General features: G+C 64.0%; 19 protein-coding genes. All 19 read right to left on the reverse strand.

Going from position 1 to position 20,306, the window contains the following annotated elements; genetic code table 11:
* Nucleotides 1–23 precede the first annotated feature (23 nt).
* Nucleotides 24–632 carry a dephospho-CoA kinase gene (gene coaE, locus H8S55_RS00215; protein WP_186877316.1) on the reverse strand — a complete coding sequence of 203 codons (609 nt, stop codon included), beginning with the start codon at nt 630–632 and terminating at the stop codon, nt 24–26.
* Between the two features lie 19 nt (nt 633–651).
* Nucleotides 652–1,677 (reverse strand): L-threonylcarbamoyladenylate synthase, encoded by a 1,026-nt coding sequence (locus H8S55_RS00220; RefSeq protein ID WP_186877317.1) that lies wholly within the window; start codon nt 1,675–1,677, stop codon nt 652–654.
* 55 nt (nt 1,678–1,732) lie between these two features.
* A complete protein-coding gene (locus H8S55_RS00225) occupies nt 1,733–2,386 on the reverse strand; it encodes an HAD family hydrolase (RefSeq protein ID WP_186877318.1) in 654 nt (217 codons plus the stop codon).
* Between the two features lie 14 nt (nt 2,387–2,400).
* Nucleotides 2,401–2,658, reverse strand: coding sequence for a hypothetical protein (locus tag H8S55_RS00230; protein ID WP_186877319.1), 258 nt, complete (start codon nt 2,656–2,658; stop codon nt 2,401–2,403).
* A gap of 49 nt (nt 2,659–2,707) precedes the next feature.
* On the reverse strand, nt 2,708–3,766 hold the full coding sequence (gene prfA / locus H8S55_RS00235; RefSeq protein ID WP_186877320.1) for a peptide chain release factor 1: 1,059 nt from the start codon (nt 3,764–3,766) through the stop codon (nt 2,708–2,710).
* Between the two features lie 88 nt (nt 3,767–3,854).
* Nucleotides 3,855–4,487 (reverse strand): YdcF family protein, encoded by a 633-nt coding sequence (locus H8S55_RS00240; RefSeq protein WP_186877321.1) that lies wholly within the window; start codon nt 4,485–4,487, stop codon nt 3,855–3,857.
* Complete coding sequence (locus H8S55_RS00245; RefSeq protein ID WP_186877322.1) at nt 4,484–6,391, reverse strand: ABC-F family ATP-binding cassette domain-containing protein; 1,908 nt, start codon at nt 6,389–6,391, stop codon at nt 4,484–4,486. The genes H8S55_RS00240 and H8S55_RS00245 overlap by 4 nt, the downstream gene beginning before the upstream one ends.
* Nucleotides 6,392–6,454: 63 nt before the next feature.
* On the reverse strand, nt 6,455–7,852 hold the full coding sequence (locus H8S55_RS00250) for a UDP-N-acetylmuramoyl-tripeptide--D-alanyl-D-alanine ligase (protein ID WP_186877323.1): 1,398 nt from the start codon (nt 7,850–7,852) through the stop codon (nt 6,455–6,457).
* A 5-nt stretch (nt 7,853–7,857) separates the two neighbouring features.
* Nucleotides 7,858–8,910: a D-alanine--D-alanine ligase gene (locus H8S55_RS00255; protein ID WP_186877324.1), complete on the reverse strand. Its 1,053-nt coding sequence runs from the start codon at nt 8,908–8,910 to the stop codon at nt 7,858–7,860.
* A 169-nt stretch (nt 8,911–9,079) separates the two neighbouring features.
* Nucleotides 9,080–10,459, reverse strand: coding sequence for an MATE family efflux transporter (locus H8S55_RS00260; protein ID WP_366467047.1), 1,380 nt, complete (start codon nt 10,457–10,459; stop codon nt 9,080–9,082).
* A 273-nt stretch (nt 10,460–10,732) separates the two neighbouring features.
* Nucleotides 10,733–11,167, reverse strand: coding sequence for a type II 3-dehydroquinate dehydratase (aroQ, locus tag H8S55_RS00265; RefSeq protein WP_186877326.1), 435 nt, complete (start codon nt 11,165–11,167; stop codon nt 10,733–10,735).
* Nucleotides 11,164–12,393, reverse strand: coding sequence for a shikimate kinase (locus tag H8S55_RS00270; protein ID WP_243200411.1), 1,230 nt, complete (start codon nt 12,391–12,393; stop codon nt 11,164–11,166). Before H8S55_RS00270 ends, aroQ begins: the two co-directional genes overlap by 4 nt.
* 1 nt (nt 12,394) lies before the next feature.
* Complete coding sequence (gene pheA / locus H8S55_RS00275) at nt 12,395–13,543, reverse strand: prephenate dehydratase (protein WP_186877327.1); 1,149 nt, start codon at nt 13,541–13,543, stop codon at nt 12,395–12,397.
* Between the two features lie 31 nt (nt 13,544–13,574).
* Nucleotides 13,575–14,690, reverse strand: coding sequence for a chorismate synthase (gene aroC / locus H8S55_RS00280; RefSeq protein ID WP_186877328.1), 1,116 nt, complete (start codon nt 14,688–14,690; stop codon nt 13,575–13,577).
* On the reverse strand, nt 14,671–15,909 hold the full coding sequence (aroA, locus tag H8S55_RS00285) for a 3-phosphoshikimate 1-carboxyvinyltransferase (protein WP_186877329.1): 1,239 nt from the start codon (nt 15,907–15,909) through the stop codon (nt 14,671–14,673). The genes aroC and aroA overlap by 20 nt, the downstream gene beginning before the upstream one ends.
* Nucleotides 15,906–16,964: a 3-dehydroquinate synthase gene (gene aroB, locus H8S55_RS00290; protein ID WP_186877330.1), complete on the reverse strand. Its 1,059-nt coding sequence runs from the start codon at nt 16,962–16,964 to the stop codon at nt 15,906–15,908. The genes aroA and aroB overlap by 4 nt, the downstream gene beginning before the upstream one ends.
* Before the next feature lie 33 nt (nt 16,965–16,997).
* Nucleotides 16,998–18,020 carry a 3-deoxy-7-phosphoheptulonate synthase gene (aroF, locus tag H8S55_RS00295; RefSeq protein ID WP_186877331.1) on the reverse strand — a complete coding sequence of 341 codons (1,023 nt, stop codon included), beginning with the start codon at nt 18,018–18,020 and terminating at the stop codon, nt 16,998–17,000.
* A 428-nt stretch (nt 18,021–18,448) separates the two neighbouring features.
* Nucleotides 18,449–19,609, reverse strand: coding sequence for a sodium ion-translocating decarboxylase subunit beta (locus H8S55_RS00305; protein ID WP_186877333.1), 1,161 nt, complete (start codon nt 19,607–19,609; stop codon nt 18,449–18,451).
* A gap of 15 nt (nt 19,610–19,624) precedes the next feature.
* Nucleotides 19,625–20,293: an OadG family transporter subunit gene (locus tag H8S55_RS14565; protein ID WP_186877334.1), complete on the reverse strand. Its 669-nt coding sequence runs from the start codon at nt 20,291–20,293 to the stop codon at nt 19,625–19,627.
* Nucleotides 20,294–20,306 lie beyond the last annotated feature (13 nt).

The raw sequence follows: 20,306 nt of genomic DNA on the forward strand, positions 1-20,306 counted from the left end.
GGTCTTGTTTTGACTTCGGGCCGTTACCGGCCCTTGTGTTCCTGTAAGATGCGCTCCAGCAGGGTCCGGGCATTTCTTCCGAATTCCTCCGCCGTGGCGCAGTCGTTGACTAAAGTATACCCGCAGGCGGACCGATAAAACTCGTCGCTCTGCTGGGCGGCCACCCGGGCCCTGGCATACTCCTCCGGGATGCCCTCCCGGGCCATGATGCGCGCCACCCGCACCTCTGCCGGGGCGGTGACGGCCAGGGTGGCGTCGCACAGACCGGCCAGGCCGTTTTCCACCAGACGGATGGCGTCGATGGCCGCCGCCGGACGGCCCTCTTGCTCCGCCGCCGCCAGCCGGGCCTTCAGCGCCCGGTCGATATAGGGGGTGACGATGGCGTTTAAGTCGTCCATGGCGGCCCGGTCGTGAAAGACCACCCCGCCCAGCTTCTTCCGGTCAAAGCTGCCGTCCGCCCCGGTGAGAGGGCCGAACCGGCTCTCCAGCGCCCGGCGCAGATCGCCGTCCTCCTCCAAAAGCTGGTGATACACTGCGTCCGCATCCAGCACACAGCCCCCCAGGGCCTCCAGCTGGTTCAGCGCCGTGGTTTTCCCCGCCCCCGTGGGGCCGGTGATGCCGATGACGATCATAGTGAGTCCTCCGCCTTTCTCATACCCGGATGATGTGAAAGCCCGCCGCCTTGTTCAGGCGGTTGGCGATGGCCAGGCCGATGCCGTCGGTGTCGGGGCACTGGGCCCAGATGGCAGTGACGGCGGTGTGGTCAAAGGCCCGCAGGGCATCGAAGATATGCCGGGCCTGCTCCCCCTTGTCCCCGGCTGGGCCCAGGTCCATGACGGGCCGGGTCTGGTGCCCCTTCGTGAACAGGTCCTTGAACTCGTCAAAGCAGATGACCCCGTCCTCCGGGGCGGCGTGAGCGGCGATGTACTCCGCCGCCTTCTTCGGGTCGCCCGCCACCACCGTCACAGGGGCCTTGGGGGCATAGTGGCGGTATTTCATGCCGGGGGCCTTGGGCTGCTCCCCCGCCCCCATCAGCCGGGTGACGGCGGGGTCCACCTCCACCTGGCCCAGGGTGTCCTGCAGCTGCTCCAGCGTCACCCCGCCGGGGCGGAGGAGCCGGGGGGGCGTACAGGTCAGGTCGATGATGGTGGACTCCACCCCCACGGCGCAGGGACCGCCGTCCACAATGGCATCGATCTTCCCGTCCATATCCTCCAGCATATGCTCCGCCGTGGTGGGGCTGGGGCGGCCGGAGGTATTCCCCGAGGGGGCCGCAATGGGCACATCCGCCGCCGCAATGATGGCCCGGCACAGGGGATGGGCCGGGCAGCGCATCCCCACCGTGTCCAGCCCCGCCGTGACCACGTCGGGCACCAGAGACCTGCGGGGCAGGATCATGGTCATGGGGCCGGGCCAGAACCGCTCTGCCAGGGTCCAGGCCGCCGCCGGGATGTCCTGACAGCAGCGCTCCAGCCAGCCCGGCTCCGGGATGTGGAGAATGAGGGGGTTATCCTGGGGGCGGCCCTTGGCCTGGAAAATGTGGGCCACCGCCTCCGGGTCAAACCCGTTGGCCCCCAGACCGTACACCGTCTCCGTGGGGATACCCACCAGGCCGCCTTTTTGAAGGATCTCCGCCGCTCTGGGGACATCCTGCTGCGTTAAAAGCTCTGTTTTCAATGTGAGGACCTCGTTTTCTTATGGAAAGGGCTGCTTTTTTTGCGCATTGCCCGAATCATTGCCCTAAAATGACCCGCTCCAGCTCCTCCGGGGTCTGAACCAGCACGTCCGCCCCCTCGGTCTCCAGCTCCTGGCGGGAGCGGAAGCCCCACAGCACGCCGCAGCCGGTGAGGCCGCCGTTTTTGGCGGTGCGGATGTCCACGTTGCTGTCCCCCACGAACAGGGTGTTCTCCCTGGTGGCGTTCATGCGCTCCATCAGCTTATGCAGCAGGGTGGGGTCGGGCTTGGTGGGCATTCCGGGCAGGGCCCCCTGCACGGTGGGGAACAGACCCGGATAATAGGCATTTACCACCGGTCCCGCCATGGGGTCGGCCTTGTTGGTCAGCACCGCCATATTCACCCCCGCGGCCTTCAGCCGGGCGATGAGGTCCACCATGCCGGGATAGGCGGCGGTCTTGTCCTCCTTATGGGCATCGTACCGGGCGGAGAACTGCTCCAGGGCTTCTTTCAGGGTGGCTTCGTCCCGGTCCCCCTCCGGGGCAAAGCGCTCCACCAGCTTGGGGATACCGTTGCCCACCATGCGCTTATACTCCTCCACGGTGTGCTCCGGCCAGCCCCGCCGGGCGCACACCCAGTTGCCCGCATCGGCCAGGTCGTCGATGGTATTCAGCAAAGTGCCGTCCAGATCAAAGATCACATTCTGATACATGCCGCGCCCTCCGCTTATTCGTAGATGCCGATCTCCATGCCGCCGATCTCGATCTTGGTGGTGGGGGCAAAGGCGGCGCGCTGGAGATACGCCTTCACGGCGATCTGGGCAAACTTGGGGTTCACCTTCTCGTCCTCCAGGTCCAGGTCGATGCGGCCCTGTTCGCCGCCGCACACCCGGCCGCCCTCCTCCAGCACGTCGTTAAGCTCGCCGACGATGTCGGCCAGCTCCTTGTCCTGGGGCAGCTCATGATAGTGAATATAAATCTCCATTGGTTCCAACTCCTATTTGTTTATGATTAGTTTTGCTTTGCGTACTCACTTAGTCCTGTTCTTTCAGCCGCTGCGCCTGGTCGGCGGCGGCCAGGGCATCCATCAGCTCGTTCAGGTCGCCGTTCATGATGCTGTCGATCTTATACAGCGTCAGCCCGATGCGGTGATCCGTCACCCGGCCCTGGGGAAAGTTATAGGTGCGGATGCGCTCGTTGCGCATCCCGGAGCCCACCTGGCTGCGGCGCTGGGCGGTGTACTCCGAGGATATCTTCTCCTGCTGGGCCTCGTACAGGCGGGAGGCCAGGATACGCATGGCCTTGTCCCGGTTCTGGAACTGACTGCGCTCCTGCTGGCACTCCACCACCGTGCCCGTGGGCCGGTGGATCAGCCGCACGGCGGAGGAGGTCTTGTTCACGTGCTGTCCCCCCGCGCCGCTGGAGCGGAACACCTGCATCTCGATATCCGCCATGTCCAGGCGCACGTCCGCCGTCTCCATCTCGGGCAGCACGGCCACGGTGACGGTGGAGGTGTGGACCCGCCCGCCGGACTCGGTCTCGGGCACCCGCTGCACCCGGTGGACGCCGCTTTCATATTTCAGCCGGGAGAAGGCCCCCTCCCCCTCGATGGTAAACGATATCTCTTTCACGCCCCCCAGCTCAGTCTCGCTGACGGAGTCCACCTCCGCCCGCCAGCCCCGGCGCTCGGCGTACATACTGTACATGCGGTAGAGGGAGTGGGCGAACAGGGCCGCCTCCTCGCCCCCTACTCCGGCCCGGATCTCCACGATGACATTTTTGTTGTCGTTGGGGTCCTTGGGCAGCAGCAGGATCTGAATCTCCCGCTCCAGCCGGGGGATGTCTTTCAGGGCCTGGTCATATTCCTCCTGGGCCAGTTCGCGCATCTCCGGGTCGCCCAGCAGCGCATGGGCCTGATCCCGGGCATTCAGCGTCTGCTGATAGGTGCGGAAGGTCTCCACCAGGGGGGCAAGCTCCGCCTGCTCCTTGTTCAGCCGGGCCACCTGTGCCGGGTCGTCATAGGTCTCCGGTGCGGCCAGCCGGGCCTCGATCTGGCTGTATTTCGCCTCGATGGCGATCAATTTGTCCAGCATAGCTGCGCCTCCTTTGGTCGGTATGGGTCGGGCCGATGAGGACATCGGCCCCTACTAAGCCTTCTCCTGGGGGAAGGCTTTCTATCCCTCACCGGTCCGCCACGAACGACTTCACCAGGGCCAGCGGCTCCCGCAGGTACATCTTCAGGCGGGAGGGCAGGTGGCTCTCCGGGGCGGCCAGAGTGGATACCTCTTCAAATCCGCACCGCTGGGCCAGCATTCTGGCCCGGGCGAGGTGAAAGCCGTTGGACACCACCACCACCTGGGTGTGGGCCGGTTCCAGCTTTTCCTCTGAGAGCAGTCTGGCGGCGTTTTTTAAATTCTGGTGGGTGTTGTGGGAGTCCTCGTCCAGCAAGATGTGCCCCTTGTCCACGCCGTGCTCCATGAGATAGCCGGCGATGGCCCGGGCCTCGCTCTCCGGCTCGTCGGCCCCCTGGCCGCCGCAGGCCACCACCGTCATGTCCGGGTGGTCCTGCAGATAGGCCAGAGCCGTGTCCAGCCGGTCCTGCAGCAGGACAGACGGCCCCCAGGGCTTGACCTGACAGCCCAGGACGATCATCACCTGGGGGTCGCCGCTTACCGAAGAGTGGGCCCCGGAGAGCACCACCCCCAGCAGCACGGCAAAGACCATCGCCCCTGCCAAGATCAGGGTCAGCAGGGCGTTCAGCCAACGGGGTCGGCGGCCCTTATAGCTGGCCACCTCGATTTTGGGTCTGCTCATCCCCTCGCCTCCTCCAGCTGGGCGGACAGGTCCTCCCACTTGCCGTAGAGCTTTAAAATTTCTTCTTCCAGGGCTTCTTTTTGCTCATACAAGTCCTGGAGCTTTAAATAGTCGGCGGCGGCGGCCTCCATCTCCTGCGTCAGGTCGAACATCCGCTCCTCCGCCTTGGCCACCGCCCGCTCGGCGGCGGCCACCTCCTTCTCCAGGTTCTTGGTGCCGCCGGGGCGCTTGGGCTTCTCTTTTTTCTCCTTGGGAGCCTGGGCCTGAGTCTGGGCGGCGGTCTGATTTTGGTTCTTCTGCCGCTGGCGCATGGCCAGATACTCCTGATAGGTGCCCTTAAAGTCGGTAATGTGTCCGCCCTCCAGCATCCAGATACGGGTGGCAAAGCGGTCGATGAAATAGCGGTCATGGGAGACGAAGAGCAGGTTGCCCTCATACTCCTCCACTGCCTCCTCGATCCACTCCCGGCTCTGGATGTCCAGGTGGTTCGTCGGCTCGTCCAAGATCAGCAGATTGATCTTCGCATCCATGAGCATACACAGCCGCAGGCGGGACTGCTCCCCGCCGGACAGGGCGGACACGGGCTTGAACACGTCCTCCCCCCTGAACTGAAAGGCGGCCAGGCGGTTCCGGGCGGTCTGGGCCGTGCAGTCCAGGTCATAGATCATGGTGTCCACCAGGCTGCGCTCCGGGTGGTCAAAGTGGATGATCTGGGGCAGATAGCCGATCTTCACCGTGGGGCCCAGGCGCAGCTTGCCCTCGTCGGGGCTCTCCTCCCCCATGAGAATTTTAATAAGGGTGGACTTGCCTGTGCCGTTGTCCCCCAGCAGGGCGATTCGCTCGCCCCCGGCCACCTCCAGATTCACGTCATCAAACAGGGGGCGGCTGCCGAAGGACTTTTTCAGGTGCTTGATGGTCAGCACCTCGTCCCCCCGGAACTCCCGCTCTCCAAAGCGTACCTCCATCTTGCGGGTCTTTTTGGGCCGGTCGGTCACCCGCATGCGCTCGATGCGCTTTTCCATGGACTGGGCCCGTTTGAACGTCTTGTCCATGCCGGAATAGGCCCATGTGCGCAGCTGCTCGGCGGCCTTTTCCAGCTGCTGGATCTTGGCCTGCTCCTTCTCATACTGGCGCTGGCGCTCCTCAAAGCGGCGCTCCTTCTCCACGGCGTAAAAGCTGTAGTTGCCGGAGTAGAACTCCGCCTTGCCCCCCTGGATCTCAATGACCCGGTCCACCACCTTGTCCAGGAAGTAGCGGTCGTGGGACACGGTGAGCACGGTGCCTTTGAACTTCTCCAGATACTCCTCCAGCCACTCGGTGGCCCGCAGGTCCAGATGGTTGGTGGGCTCGTCCAGCAGCAGGATGTCCGTGTCCTCCAGAATCAGGCGGCCCAGGTTCACCCGGGTCTTCTCCCCGCCGGAGAGATTGTCAAAGGGCCGCTGGCGCATCTGGGCGGAGATGGACAGGCCGTTGCACACCTTGTTCTTGTTGGTGTCCATCTCATAGCCGCCCCCGGCCTGGAAGGCGGCGGTGAGCTTGTCATACCGGGCCATGGCGGCCTCGTCCTCCCCCCGGCCCATGGTCTCGGCCAGCTGGGTCATCTCCCGCTCCATGGCGTGGAGGTTGGCAAAGGCGTCATCCAGCACGTCCTCCACCGTGTAGCCTGCGGGATAGACGGGGATCTGGGAGATCAGACCCACCCGCTTGCCCGGGGCGATGACCACCTCTCCCTCGTCATAGTCCATCACGCCGGTGAGAATGCGCAGCAGGGTCGTCTTGCCGCAGCCATTCGGCCCCAGCAATCCGACCCGTTCTCCTGAGTCTACCTGAAAGGTGAGTCCATCTAAAATTTTACTGCCAACCTCGAATTCCTTCACCAGGTTGGTCACGGAAATGTCGATCATAGCGTCCTCGCATCATAACCATTGCAAGGGCCGATGCGGACATCGGCCCTTATACGGCAGTCGTTAATTCTTGGCCGGGATGGTATGCTCCATCAGAAAGGCGGTGAGCTCCTCCAGCTGCATTCCCCGTGAGGCCTTTACCAGGATGGTGCTGTCCGGGCGGACGACCTGCTCCAGCAGGGTCTTGGCCGCCTCCTTATCCGGGCAATGGTGGACCTGGGGCACGCCGGAGTCCCGGGCCCCCTGGGCAATGTAGGCGGACATCTCCCCCACGGCGATGAGGCAGTCGATCTTCTCCCGGCCCAGGCACTCGCCCACCTCGGTGTGCAGGGCAGGGGCAAAGGGCCCCAGCTCCAGCATGTCGCCCAGCACGGCCACCTTCCAGGCGCTGTGGCTGTCGGCCAGCACACTGATGGCCGCCCGCATGGACTGGGGGTTTGCATTATAGGTGTCGTCCAGAATGGTGATCTGCCCGTCCCGGCGGAGGATGTTCATGCGCATCCGGGTGGGAACAAAGCGGGTCAGTCCCTGCTGGATCTCGTCAGCAGTCAGGCCGAAGAATTCCCCGACGGCCGAAGCGATGAGCGCGGGATAGATCATGTGCTCCCCCAGGGCGGGGATGCGCACCTGGCGGTCCATGTTGGGGGTGGTCAGGCGGCAGAGGATATGGCTCTCCCCGTCGCCGCCCACGGTCTGGGCCCGATAGTCCAGGCCCTCCCCCTGGCCGCAGAACACGGTCTTTACGGGGGTGCTGCCCCGCAGGGTAGCCAGCAGGGGGTCATCCCCGTTGAGCACCAGCAGTCCGTTTTTCTGAATGTGGGGCAGCAGCTCGCACTTGGCCTTGAAGATGTTCTCCCGGCTGCCCAGCCGCTCGATGTGGGCATCGCCGATGTTGGTGATGACCCCAACGTCGGGCCGGACGATGTCGGCCAGATAGTCGATCTCGCCGGGGCGGTCCATGCCCATCTCCAGCACACACACCTGCACGGTGCGGTCCAGGCGCAGGATGGTCAGGGGCAGGCCGATGTTGTTGTTAAAGTTCCCCTCGGTCTTCAGCACCCGGAACCGGGTGCCCAGCACGGCGGCGATCATGTCCTTGGCCGTGGTCTTGCCCACGCTGCCGGTGACGGCCACAAATGGGATGTCGAACCGGGCCTTATACCAGGCGGCCAGGTCCCGCAGGGCCCGCTGGGTGTTGGCCACCTTCACATAGAACTTATCCTCCCGATAGCTCTCCCGCTCCCGGGCGGTGAGACAGCCCACTGCGCCGCTCTCCAGGGCGGCGTTGATATAGGCGTGGCCGTCGAACCGGTCCCCCACCAGGGGGATGAACAGGGAGCCGGGGTGCATGTTCCGGCTGTCCGTGTCCACCTTTTGCATGATGGCGGAGGGATTCTGAAAGGGGCCCAGCAGAGTTCCGTTCACGGCCTGAAGCAGCTGGCCCAAAGTGATCTCTTCCACGGGTGTTACTCCCCCTTCTTTCTGGCTTCCAGGGACTTCTGGATGACGACCTCGCACAGCTGGCCATAGCCGATGCCCACTGCGGCGGCCTCCTGGGGCACCAGACTGGTGGGGGTCATGCCGGGCAGGGTGTTGATCTCCAGGAAATAGGGGGTGCCGTCCTCGGTGACGATAAAGTCCGCCCGGGAGTATACCGCCAGCCCCACCGTCCGGAACACGGTGAGGGCCGCCTGGCCGATCTTCTCCTCCCACTCCCGGGGGATCTCCGCAGGGCAGACCTCCAGGGCCGCGCCGGGCTGATACTTGTTCTCATAGTCATAAAAGCCCTGCTTGGGGATGATCTCGATGGAGGGCAGGGCCTTACCGTCCAGCACGGCCACCTGGATCTCCCGGCCCTGGATATACTGCTCCAGCACCGTGCGTCCGCCCAGGCGAACGCTCTCCTCCAGGGCGTGACGCAGCTCCTGGCGGGTCTTGGCGATGAACACGCCGATGGACGAGCCGCTGGCGATGGGCTTTACCACCACGGGCAGCTCCGTTTCAGCCGTCAGGGTGTCCAGGTCCTCCTCCGTCACCGTCACGGTCTGCCACTTGGGGGTGGTCACCTTTTCGGCCACCAGCTGCTTGGTCAGGTCCTTGTCCATGGCGATGGCCGAGCCCAGATAGCCCGAACCGGTGTAGGGCACGCCCAGCAGGTCCAGGGCGGCCTGGATGCGGCCGTCCTCGCCGCAGGCCCCGTGGAGGGCCAGATAGACCACGTCCGCCCCGGCGCACAGGTCCAGCACCCCGGGCCCGATGGCAGAGGGACCCTTGGTCTTGCGGCTCTCCCGCACCTCATCCAGGTCGGGGGCCTGACGGCTTACCTTCAGGAAAGCCTCCGGGATGGGGGCCCCATACAGGGCCTCCGGCTCTTTATCCCAGTCATCCAGTCCAAAAAACAGATCGACCAGCGCCACCTGATGTCCCCGGTCCCGCAGGGCTTGACACACCATGGCTCCAGAGGACAGCGACACGTTGCGTTCCGGGCTGAGTCCCCCGGCCAGTACCACGATCTTCATATTCAACAGCACCTCGTTTTTCCTTTTCGGCACACTTACACTTATTGCATGATACACTATATGCTAGCTGAACATTTTAGCACATCCCCCGTCAATGCGCAAGCCGGGGAAGGATTTTTCCATTCCATGCGAAACCCCCGGTCCTCATTGGCCGGGGGTTTCGTCAAAATCACAGATGTCTGGGCAGCTTCTCCCCGTCTTTCAGCCGTCCCAGGGGGCGGTAGAGCGTGAAATACATGGTGGCAAAGCAGGCCAGGCCGCCCACCAGCTGAGAGGCCGCCTCGGCATAGAACACGCCCATGGTGCCCATCCAGATGGGCAGGATGACAGTGAGGGGGGCGTTGATGATGGCCTTGCGCAGCAGGTAGAAGAATACCGCCTGCTTGGACCGGCCCAGGGCCACGAATACCGACTGCCCCGCCGACTGCAGGGACATGGGGATGAACAGGGCGAAATAGACCCGCAGAGCGGGCACGCCGGCGGCGATGACCTCCGGCTCGCTGTTGAACACCCGGATCATCAGCTCGGGCAGGACCATGGCCGCAGCCCAGAAGGCGGCGGCATAGGCCACCGTCAGTCCGCAGCTGAACCGGATGGACTTGCGCACCCGACTGTAGAGCCCTGCGCCGTAGTTAAAGCCCATCACCGGCTGGGAGCCGTTGCTCAGGCCGTGGACAGGCATGAAGAACACCTCCCGCAGGGAGTTGATGATGGTCATCACGCCCACATACAGGTCGCCGCCATAGCTCTGCAGGGTGGCGTTGCACACGATCTGCACCAGACTGTTGGTCATGTTCATAAAAAAGCCGGACAGACCCAAAGCCACGATGCGCTTTACCCGCCGGGCCTGCAGAGGCAGACAGCCGAGCTTCAGGGTGAGCAGGGCCCGCCGCCCGGTGAGGAATTTCAGCACCCAGGCCGCCGAGATGCCCTGGGAGATGACGGTGGCCAGGGCCGCCCCCTTCACCCCCATGTCCAGCAGGAAGATGAAGATGGGGTCCAGGACGATGTTCACCGCCGCCCCCAGCACCACCGTCATCATGCCCACCGAACCAAAGCCCTGGGCATTGACAAAGGGGTTCATCCCCAGGCTGATCATCACGAACAGGGTGCCCATGAGATAGATGGTCATGTAGTCGTCGGCATAGGGAAAGGTGGCATCGCTGGCCCCGAAGAGATAGAGGATGGGCCGCTTAAAAATCAGAAAGAAGGCGGTGCAGATCGCCCCCAGGATGAGCAGCAGGGAGAAGGAGTTGCCCATCACCCCCTCGGCCTCCTCCCGGTCCCCCTGGCCCCGGCAGATGGAGAAGATGGGCCCGCCCCCGGTGCCGCACAGGTTGGCAAAGCCCATGATGATGGACACGATGGGGATGGTCACGCCTAAACCGGTGAGGGCCAGATGGCTGCTGCCCGGCAGGCGGCCCAGATAGATGCGGTCCACCACGCTGTACAGCACGTTCACCAGCTGGGCCGCCGTCATGGGCAGGGCCAAGGACAAAATATTCTTGGAGATGCTCCCCTTGGAAAAATCGCTTCTGTTCTCGCCCACCCGGGCCGCCTCCTTGGTCTTGCGTTTGATGACATATAGTTTAACACGCATTTTATAAAAAGAAAATAGCGATGTTTACAATGTCGTTTTGGGAAAACACCCCCCTGTCGCACAGTCCGCCAAACCGTAATGTAGGGGCCGCTGTCCTCAGCGGCCCCTTGGACAGACGAGGACATCCGCCCCCACGTCACGGGGACAGAATACGGCGCTGTTTCCCACAAAAAAGGGCAGAGGGCGGAAAACTTCTCCGCCCTCTGCTGTGGGTTCTGTGTGTTACTTCTGATATTTATCCGCCAGATACCGGATGGCCTCTACATAGCCCTGAAAGCCCAGGCCCATGATGGTCTTCTCGCAGGCCAGGCGGACGTAGGACACCTGCCGGAAGTCGTCCCGGCTCTTCACATCGGACAGGTGGACCTCCACCGCGGGCAGGGCCACCGCCTTCAGCGCGTCCAGAATGGCCACGCTGGTGTGGGTATAGGCGGCGGGGTTGATGACGATGGCATCCTTGGCCCCATAGGCCGCCTGGATTTTGTCCACCAGGTCCCCCTCGTGGTTGGACTGATAGACCTCCACCTCCACGCCGAGCTCGGCGCAGGTGTCCTCCACCAGCTTCACCAGCTGGGGATAGGTCTCCTTTCCATAGATATCCGGCTCCCGGATGCCCAGCATGTTCAGATTGGGCCCGTTCAGCACCAGCAGCTTCATAGCTTCAGCCTCCTTATGATCTCGTCCGCCGCCCGGTCCACCCGGTCATTGTCCACCGTCAGGTCGGCGGTCTGTTCGTACAGGGGCAGGCGCTTTGCGTACAGCTCCTCCAAGGGGGTCGTCTGGGACACGGGCCGCCCGTCCAGGGGCAGCTGGTCCAGGGGCCGCCGCAGGAAGATGACGGTGGAGTTCTCCCGCATGGGGGCCCAGTTCTCCCGCCGGGTGACGATGCCGCCCCCGGTGGCGATGACGGTGCCCGAGGCCCGGCCCGCCTGGCACAGGGCCCGGTGTTCCAGGGCCCGGAAGGCCTCCTCCCCTTCCCGGGCAAACAGCTCCGGGATGGGGCAGCCCGCCGCCTGGACCACCAGGGCGTCGGTGTCCACCAGCGTGCGGCCCAGCCGCTGGGCCAGGGCCCGGCCCACGGTGGTCTTGCCGCAGCCGGGCATACCGATGAGAAGCAGATTCCGGGTCTCCCGCTCCATCTGGGCGGTAATCTCCTCCACCCGGCCATCCGGGATGGCGGTGTCCAAAAAGCGCTCCGCCGCCGCCTTGGCCTGGGCCACCAGCATCCCCAGTCCGTTGGCCCGGCACAGCCCTCGCTCCTCCGCCTGGAGGAGCAGCCGGGTGCGGGCGGGGTTATAGATGAGGTCAAAGACCCCCTCTAAATTGGGCAGGCGGTTCAAATCCACCGGTGAGACCTCCGTGTTGGGATACATGCCCACGGGGGTGGCGTTCACCAAGATCTGTGCGTCGGCGTGGCGCTCCAGATTTTCATAGTTGTCCGGTCCGGACCGGGAGATGAACACGATCTCCCCCGCCCCCAGGTCCTCCAGCACGGTCTTCACCGTGGGGGACACGCCGCCCGTACCCAGGATCAGGGCCTTTTTGCCCCGGAGCTCCGCCCCGGCGGAGCGGAGCATATAGGCAAAACCGTCGTAGTCGGTATTGTGGCCCAGAAGGGTGCCGTCCTTCTGCCGGACGATGGTGTTCACGCTGCCGATGCGCCGGGCCTGGTCGGTCAAAGTCCGGCAGAAGGGGATCACCGCCTTTTTATAGGGGATGGTCACGTTCAGCCCCTGAAACGTACCGTGGGTGAGAAAGTCCGCCAGCTCCTCCGGCTTTTTCTCCACCAGCTGGTAGTCATACCCGGCCAGCTTCCTGTGGATGGCGGGGGAAAAGCTGTGGCCCAGCTTCTCCCCCAGCAGGCCATATTCCAGCTCGCTCATATCAGCAGATGACCTCGTGATAGGTGCCCAGATAGCGCAGCTGCTCGCTCTCGGCCTCCAGGTCCCGGAACAGCTTTTCCATCTCGGGGGCATAGACCGAGGCCTCCACGTCGAAATAGAACATGAACTCAAACTCCCGACTGGGCAGGGGGCGGCTCTCCAGCTTCTGCAGGTTGATGTTCAGGGCATAGAACTTGGCCAGCACGTTATACAGGGTACCGGGCTTGTGGGGCAGGGTCATCATCAAAGAGGTGCGGTCCGCCCCGGGATAGATCTCCGGCTTTTTGGAGATGCAGATGAACCGGGTGTAGTTGTTGTCCTGGTCCTGCACGTTGTCCCGGACGATCTCCAGGTCATACTGCTCGGCGCAGAGGCGGGAGGACAGGGCGGCCACGTCGCTGCGCTCTGACTGGGCCACCATGCGGGCGGCCACGGCGGTGTTCTCCACCACATGGACGGCCACATTTTTCAGCCCGGCCAGAAAACCGGCGCACTGGCTGATGGCCTGCTCGTGGGAATAGATGTCCCGGATGTCCTCCAGCTTCGTCCCGGGCTTGGCCAGCAGATTGTGGCTCACCTTCAGCCGGGCGGAGCGGACGATGGAGAAGTTGTGCCGGATCATCAGGTCGTACACCGCGTTCACCGAACCGGCGGTGCTGTTCTCGATGGGCAGGATGCCATACTGGCACATGCCGCTCTCCACCGCCTTGAACACGTGGTCAAAGCTCTGGAAATACAGGATAGAGGGGGCCTTGAACAGCCGGTCACAGGCGATCTGAGAGTAAGCGCCCTCGATGCCCTGGCAGGCCACGGTGGGCCGCTGGGGGAACAACTGAGGGGTCTCCTCCATGGCCTTTTTGATCCCGTCATAGACCTTAGAGCCCCGGCCCAGCTTGCCATTCTCATAGGAGCGGCTGGCAGCCATGATGGTGCGGTACATGGACTGAATATAGTCGGCCAGCTCCTCCCCGGCCTCCTGGCCCACCTTGCTCAGCAGAGCCCGCTCCCGCCCGCTGTCCAGCACGGGGATGTTGTTGGCCTTCTTATATTCGGCCACCTGGGCCACCGTCTCCATGCGCTGCTTCATCAGGTCCACGATCTGCCGGTCGATGGCGTCGATGTCCCCGCGCAGCTGCTCTAACTCGCTCATGACATTTCCTCCTTGTTATATCTTTATTGGTCTATACGGTTCGTTGTTGATTTTCCTTCAAAATTGCCGGGGCATCCAGCAGGGTGTCCAGCAGGACCAGGGCGGCGGCGGCCTCCACCACCGGCACAGCCCGGGGCACGATGCAGGGGTCGTGGCGGCCCACGATGGACAGTTTTTCCTCCGTCCCCCGGCTGAGGGACACGCTATCCTGCTCCCGGGCAATGGACGGAGTGGGCTTAAAGGCCGCCCGGAAGATGAGGGGCATCCCGTTGGTGATGCCGCCCAGAATGCCCCCGGCGTGGTTGCTTTTGGCGGTGACATGGCCGTCCTTCATGGTGAAGGGGTCGTTGTGCTCCGAGCCACGCATCCGGGCCGCCTTAAAACCGGCCCCGAACTCCAGGCCCTTCACCGCAGGCACGCCGAACAGGGCATAGGCCAGGCGGCCCTCCATGCCGCCGAACATGGGGTCTCCCAGTCCAGCGGGCAGTCCGGTGGCCATGCACTCCACCACGCCGCCCACCGAGTCCTGTTCCTCCCGGGCCAGCAGAATGACCCGGCGCATCGCCTCCCCCGCCTTGGGGTCCAGGGTGGGAAAGGAAGCGGTTTTCAGCTGCTGAAAGGTCTCCCGGCGCTCCCCCATGGGGTCGAAGGGCCGGTCCTCCACCTGGGCCACCGCCTGAATGTGGGCGGCGATCTCAATGCCCCGGCGGGCCAATATCTGTAGGGCGATGCCCCCGGCAATACACAGGGGAGCGGTGAGCCGCCCGGAGAAGTGCCCTCCCCCCGCCACATCCTGAAAGCCGCCGTACCGCACCTGGGCGGTGTAGTCGGCGTGGCCGGGGCGGGGCACATCGTGGAGGGAGGAATAGTCACGGGACCGGGTGTTGGTATTCTCAATGACGGCGGCCAGGGGGGCGCCGCAGGTGACGCCGTCCGTCAGGCCACACAAAAACCGGGGCTTGTCCGCCTCCTTCCGGGGGGTAGCGGTGGCATCCCGGCCCGGGGCCCGGCGCTGGAGAAAGCGGTCCAGCTCCTCCAGGTCCACCCGCTCCCCGGCGGGCAGGCCGTCCACCGTCACGCCGATGGCCGGGGCGTGGGACTGGCCGAAAATGGATACATGCAGATTTTTACCCAGATATGAGGACATCCAGATCCCCTCCTAACTGACGGTAGTCCTCCCAAAAGCCGGGGTAGGACTTGTTCACACACTCCGCCCCCAGCAGCGTCACCGGGCGGCGGCAGGCACAGGCCGCCACGGCGGCCATCATGGCGATGCGGTGGTCGTTGCAGCAGTCCACCGCCGCCCCACCTTCCAGGGCGGGCAGGCCGTGGAAGGTCAGGCTGTCCGCCCCCTCCTCCACCGCCGCCCCAAGGGTGCGCAGAGTCTGGGTGACGGTGGCCAGCCGGTCGCTCTCCTTCAAGCGCAGCCGGGCGGCGTTGACAAGGCGGCACTCCCCCGTCCGCACCGCCGCCATGGCGGCCAGGGGGGGCACCAGATCGGGACACTGGGACACGTCCAGCGCCACGTCCCCCGGCCGGGCCAGCTGCCGGGAATAGGGGACCACCCGCATGTCCCCCTGGGCGGAGGACCGGTTCAGATTCAAAATCTCCACCTGACCGCCCAGCAGGTTGGCCCCGTACCAAAAGGCGGCCTGGGACCAGTCAGTCTCCACCGCCCCGTCCGTCCCCACATAGGCCTGGGGGCCGGAGAGTCGATAGCCGCTTGCCGTCTCCTGAACAGATACGCCGAACTGGTCCAGCGCCTGGAGGGTCATGGACACATAGTCCCGGCTCTCCAAAGGGGTGGTCAGGGTGACGGCGCTCTCCCCCTCCACCAGGGGCAGGGCATACAGCAGTCCGGTGATGAACTGGCTGGACACGTCCCCGGGCAGGGCGTACTCCCCGGGCGTTAAACGGCCCTTCACTGTGAGCCCCCCGTCCCTCTGCTCCCAGAAGATGCCCTTCCGGTGGAACAGGTCGAAATAGGGCTTTTGGGGCCGCTGCATCAGCCGCCCGTGGCCGGTGAACACGCCGCCCCCCGCCGCCGCCAGGGCGATGGGGATGAGAAAGCGCAGGGTGGAGCCGCTCTCCCCGCAGTCAAAGCGGGGCAGCCGGCCGGCAAGCTGCGCCGCTCCCCCCAAACCCCCAACGGTGAGGGTGCGATCCTTTAAGCTCCATCTGGCCCCCAGGGCCTCCATGCAGCTCAGGGTCGCCCGGATGTCCTGGGACAGGTCCACATTTTCCAGCCGGCTCTCCCCCCGGGCCAGGGCGGCGGCGATGATCAGCCGGTGGGCCTGACTCTTGCTGGGGGGCGGGGTCACGGCCCCGGCCAGCTTGCCCGGCCGGATGACGACGGTGGTGCTCATAGAGGCATCCCCAGCTCCAGCACCCGCCGCAGCTCGTCATAGTTGGTGGGATAGAGCCCGCACCGGCCCAGCACCTGGGGCTGGATCAGGGTGATAGCATCCCCACGGCGCTTCTTGTCCGCGTGGGCGGCCTCCAGCAGCTCGTCCACGGACTTGTCCGTGGTCTTGGGCAGGTGATATTTGTCCAGCAAAGTCTCCAGCACCGTCCAACAGGCGGGGGGGCACTTCTTCTGGCGCACACAGGCCCGGGTCATGATGGCCATGCCCATGGCCACCCCCTCCCCGTGGTAGAGAGAATAGCCGCTGCAGCGCTCGATGGCGTGGCCGATGGTGTGGCCAAAGTTCAGCACCTGGCGCACGGCGTTGTCCTGCTCGTCCTGGGCCACCACATCCCGCTTGATGGACACGCAGTGGGCGATGACCCACTCGATGTCCGTGCCGGGGGTGTTCTCCAGCAGAAAGTTGATCAGCTCCTGGCTGCGGATCATACCGTACTTAATGATCTCCGCCCAGCCCTCGGCCTCCACCTGGGGGGACAGGGTGGCCAGTACGTTGGTGTCGCACAGGACCAGGTGGGGCTGGGTGAAGGTGCCCACCAGGTTCTTGCCCTCGGGCAGGTCCACAGCGGTCTTGCCCCCCACGGAGGAGTCCACCACCGACAGCAAGGAGGTGGGCAGCTGCACACAGGGGATGCCCCGGAGGTACAGGGAGGCGGCCAGCCCCGCCATGTCCCCAGTGACGCCGCCGCCCAGGGCAAACACGGCATCCGACCGGGTCATGCCCATTTGGGCCAGACAGGTCAGCAGCCGGACCAGGGTGTCGGTGTTCTTGGACTGCTCCCCGGCGGGGAATACGAAGTGGTCCACCTGAAAGCCTGCATCCTCCAGACTGGCCTGGACCATGGCCCCGTAAAGGGGCCACACGTTGCTGTCAGAGACGATCATGGCGTGCCGTCCTTTGATGAGGGGGGCGGACAGCTCGCCGGTGCGGGTCAACAGGCCAGAGCCGATGCGGACCTCGTAGTCCCGGGATGCGTGTACAGAAATGGTCTCCATGGAAAAAAGCGCCTACCTTTCTAAATTCGCTGCTTATTGCTCGTCCAGCCCGGCCACGGTGGCCCGGATGGCGTTCACCGCCTTGGCCACCTCCACGAACTGCTCTGGCCGCAGGGACTGGGCGCCGTCACACAGGGCGTGGGGCGGATCGTTGTGGACCTCGATGATCAGGCCGTCGGCCCCGCAGGCGGCGGCGGCCATGGCCATGGGCTTGACATAGCGGGCCACGCCGGTGGCGTGGCTGGGGTCCACGATGACAGGCAGGTGGGTCATCTCGTGGAGGGCGGCCACGGCGGACAGGTCCAGGGTGTTCCGGGTGGCCGTCTCAAAGGTGCGGATGCCCCGCTCGCACAGGATCACGTTCTCGTTGCCCCCGGCCATGATGTACTCAGCACTCATCAGCAGCTCCTGCAGGGTGTTGGCCAGGCCCCGCTTGAGGAGGATGGGCTTGCGGGTGCGGCCCAGCTCCTTCAGCAGCTCGAAGTTCTGCATGTTCCGGGCACCCACCTGGATCACATCCACGTCCTCGAACAGGGGCAGGTGGTTGGCGTTCATGATCTCGGTGACGATGGGCAGGCCGGTGGCCTGTTTGGCCTTCACCAACAGCTCGATGCCGTCGGCCTTCAGACCCTGAAAGGCGTAGGGGGAGGTGCGGGGCTTGAATGCGCCGCCCCGGAGCATGGTGGCCCCGGCGGCCTTCACGCTCCGGGCCACAGAGATGATCTGCTCCTCGCTCTCCACGGAACAGGGGCCGGCGATCATGGCGAAGTGGCCCCCGCCCACCAGGCGCTTGTCCTCGCCCACCTGGATGACGGAGTCCTGGGGGTGAAACTTGCGGTTTGCGCTCTTATAGGGCTCGGACACCCGCTTCACATTCTCCACGATATCCAGTCCACGGATGAGGTCGCTGTCCAGCTTGCTGGTGTCACCGATGACGCCGATGATGGTGGAGTAGTCGCCGGTGGACAGGTGGGTACGCAGGTTCTGACTCTCGATCCAGTGGATCAGGTCGTTTACCCGCTCTTTTTTTGTTTCCGGCTTGACAATGATGATCATAATGCTCGTCCCTTTCTTTTGTCTGATGCGGCGCTTCCCCAGGCCACGAAAAAAGGACCCGCGGTGAAGTGTTTCTCACCGCAGGCCCTGTAACGTCCTTTGAATCCTTACGCAAAGGTGGTCACGCCATTGTTTGCAGCAAAAAGCACTTTTACTTTGTCGGTCCAAAAGCCGTAAAAGTAAAAGTAGCCAAAAAAGAAAGCGGCAAACAGATTCAGCATGACGGTACTCCTTTCCGCAGATATCGGAAATTCTGTGGGTATCATAGCACCGGGACTTTACCCTGTCAATAGGTTTTTTTCTTGTTTATAAACTTTTTTATTCCGGTGTTCTCCCGCCCTACCTGCACAGTGGACGGGAAAGATGGGAAAAAGCGCACCGGCGAAACCTCGTCGGTGCGCTTTTGTTGGCATAAAATCGGGGTTCGATCAGCCGCCGAACACCTTGATCATGAAGCCAGCGGCAACAGCGGAGCCGATAACACCGGCCACGTTGGGGCCCATGGCGTGCATGAGCAGGAAGTTAGCGGGGTTCTCCTTCTGGCCCACGTTCTGAGACACACGGGCGGCCATAGGCACGGCGGACACACCGGCGGAGCCGATGAGGGGGTTCACCTTGCCCTTGGTCAGGACGTACATCAGGTCGCCGAACAGCAGACCACCGGTGGTGGACAGCATGAAGGCGCACAGGCCCAGCACCACGATGGAAATGGTCTGGGGAGTCAGGAAGGTGCTGGCAGTGGCCTTAAAGCCCACGGACAGGCCCAGGGGGATGGTGACGATGTTCATCAGGCCGTTCTGGGCGATGTCGGACAGACGCTCGGTCACGCCGCACTCACGGAACAGGTTGCCCAGCATCAGCATACCCAGCAGGGGGGCGGTGTCGGGGATCAGCAGGACCACGAAGATGGTCACGGCGATGGGGAAGATGATCTTCTCGGCCTTGGAAACGGTGCGCAGCTGGGTCATCTTGACCTTGCGCATCTCCTTGGTGGTCAGGGCCTTCATCAGCGGGGGCTGGATCATGGGGATCAGGGCCATGTAGGAGTAAGCCGCGATGGCGATGGCGGGCAGCAGATCCACAGCCAGTTTAGACGAAGTCAGGATGGCGGTGGGGCCGTCAGCGCCGCCGATGACACCGATGGCGGCGGCCTGCGCGGGGGTGAAGCCCAGGCACAGCACGGCCAGCAGGAAGGCGGTGAAAATACCCAGCTGAGCGGCAGCGCCCAGCAGCAGGGACATGGGGTTGGCCAGCAGGGGGCCAAAGTCGGTCATCGCGCCGATGCCCATAAAGATAATGGACGGATAGATGGCATATTGGACACCCTGATAGAGCACCCACATGAAACCGACGGTGCCGCTGTGAGTGGCCGCGTCGTACACGGGCTCGTTAAACAGGCCGGTGACAGGCAGGTTGGCCAGCAGCATACCAAAGGCAATGGGGACCATCAGCAGGGGCTCATAGCCCTTGACGATGCCCATGTACAGCAGAACGCAGGCGATCAGCAGCATCACAACGGTACGCCAATCCAGAGCGGCAAAGCCGGAACCCTGCATGATCTTAGTCAGAACCTCAACAACAAAATTCATACTTTACCCCTCCTTTCAACCCAGAGTGACCAGCAGGTCATCGGTGTTGACAGTGGTGCCCACCACGGCGGACACGGACTTGACGGTGCCATCCACAGGTGCAGAGACCTCGATCTCCATCTTCATGGCCTCCAGCACCACCAGGGTGTCGCCGGCCTTGACGGTGTCACCCACCTTGCACTCCACCTTGAAGATGTTGCCGGGCATGGGGCTGTTCACGGCAGTCTCACCGGCAGCCACGGCTGCGGGAGCAGCAGCAGGAGCGGGGGCGGCAGCGGGAGCAGCAGGAGCGGGGGCAGCAGCAGGGGCGGGAGCGGCCGCAGGAGCAGCCACAGGGGCGGCAGGGGCGGCGGCGATGTTGGTGATCTGGAAGGAGCCCATGGGCATACCGGACTCCTCGGCCACGGCAGCCATCATCACGGCCACCAGCTCACCCTCGTCCACAGCGGGAGCGGCGGGGGCGGCAGCCGGTTTGGGGGCGGCAGCGGCCTTCTGAGCGGGGGCAGCGGCAGCCTTGCCCTTGCCCTCGATAGAGCCCACGACCTTGGAGATCACGACGATGACCACCGCCAGGATGGCCAGCATCAGGAACACCACCAGCAGACCGCAGACGGCAACCATCAGGGCGTCGCCCACGGAGAGCGGGGTGTTGGGGTTCAGAATTGCTTTTTCAACACTAGGCATAGACGGTGGCCCC

Source organism: Flintibacter faecis (assembly GCF_014287875.1).
Classification (GTDB): domain Bacteria; phylum Bacillota; class Clostridia; order Oscillospirales; family Oscillospiraceae; genus Lawsonibacter; species Lawsonibacter faecis_A.

Excerpts from the sequence above, each read along its gene's own strand:
- coaE (WP_186877316.1), bottom strand. The coding sequence starts at position 632 with ATGATCGTCATCGGCATCACCGGCCCCACGGGGGCGGGGAAAACCACG.
- H8S55_RS00225 (WP_186877318.1), bottom strand. The coding sequence starts at position 2,386 with ATGTATCAGAATGTGATCTTTGATCTGGACGGCACTTTGCTGAATACC.
- H8S55_RS00230 (WP_186877319.1), bottom strand. The coding sequence starts at position 2,658 with ATGGAGATTTATATTCACTATCATGAGCTGCCCCAGGACAAGGAGCTG.
- prfA (WP_186877320.1), bottom strand. The coding sequence starts at position 3,766 with ATGCTGGACAAATTGATCGCCATCGAGGCGAAATACAGCCAGATCGAG.
- H8S55_RS00240 (WP_186877321.1), bottom strand. The coding sequence starts at position 4,487 with ATGAGCAGACCCAAAATCGAGGTGGCCAGCTATAAGGGCCGCCGACCC.
- H8S55_RS00245 (WP_186877322.1), bottom strand. The coding sequence starts at position 6,391 with ATGATCGACATTTCCGTGACCAACCTGGTGAAGGAATTCGAGGTTGGC.
- H8S55_RS00255 (WP_186877324.1), bottom strand. The coding sequence starts at position 8,910 with ATGAAGATCGTGGTACTGGCCGGGGGACTCAGCCCGGAACGCAACGTG.
- aroQ (WP_186877326.1), bottom strand. The coding sequence starts at position 11,167 with ATGAAGCTGCTGGTGCTGAACGGGCCCAATCTGAACATGCTGGGCATC.
- H8S55_RS00270 (WP_243200411.1), bottom strand. The coding sequence starts at position 12,393 with ATGAGCGAGCTGGAATATGGCCTGCTGGGGGAGAAGCTGGGCCACAGC.
- pheA (WP_186877327.1), bottom strand. The coding sequence starts at position 13,543 with ATGAGCGAGTTAGAGCAGCTGCGCGGGGACATCGACGCCATCGACCGG.
- aroC (WP_186877328.1), bottom strand. The coding sequence starts at position 14,690 with ATGTCCTCATATCTGGGTAAAAATCTGCATGTATCCATTTTCGGCCAG.
- aroA (WP_186877329.1), bottom strand. The coding sequence starts at position 15,909 with ATGAGCACCACCGTCGTCATCCGGCCGGGCAAGCTGGCCGGGGCCGTG.
- aroB (WP_186877330.1), bottom strand. The coding sequence starts at position 16,964 with ATGGAGACCATTTCTGTACACGCATCCCGGGACTACGAGGTCCGCATC.
- aroF (WP_186877331.1), bottom strand. The coding sequence starts at position 18,020 with ATGATCATCATTGTCAAGCCGGAAACAAAAAAAGAGCGGGTAAACGAC.
- H8S55_RS00305 (WP_186877333.1), bottom strand. The coding sequence starts at position 19,609 with ATGAATTTTGTTGTTGAGGTTCTGACTAAGATCATGCAGGGTTCCGGC.
- H8S55_RS14565 (WP_186877334.1), bottom strand. The coding sequence starts at position 20,293 with ATGCCTAGTGTTGAAAAAGCAATTCTGAACCCCAACACCCCGCTCTCC.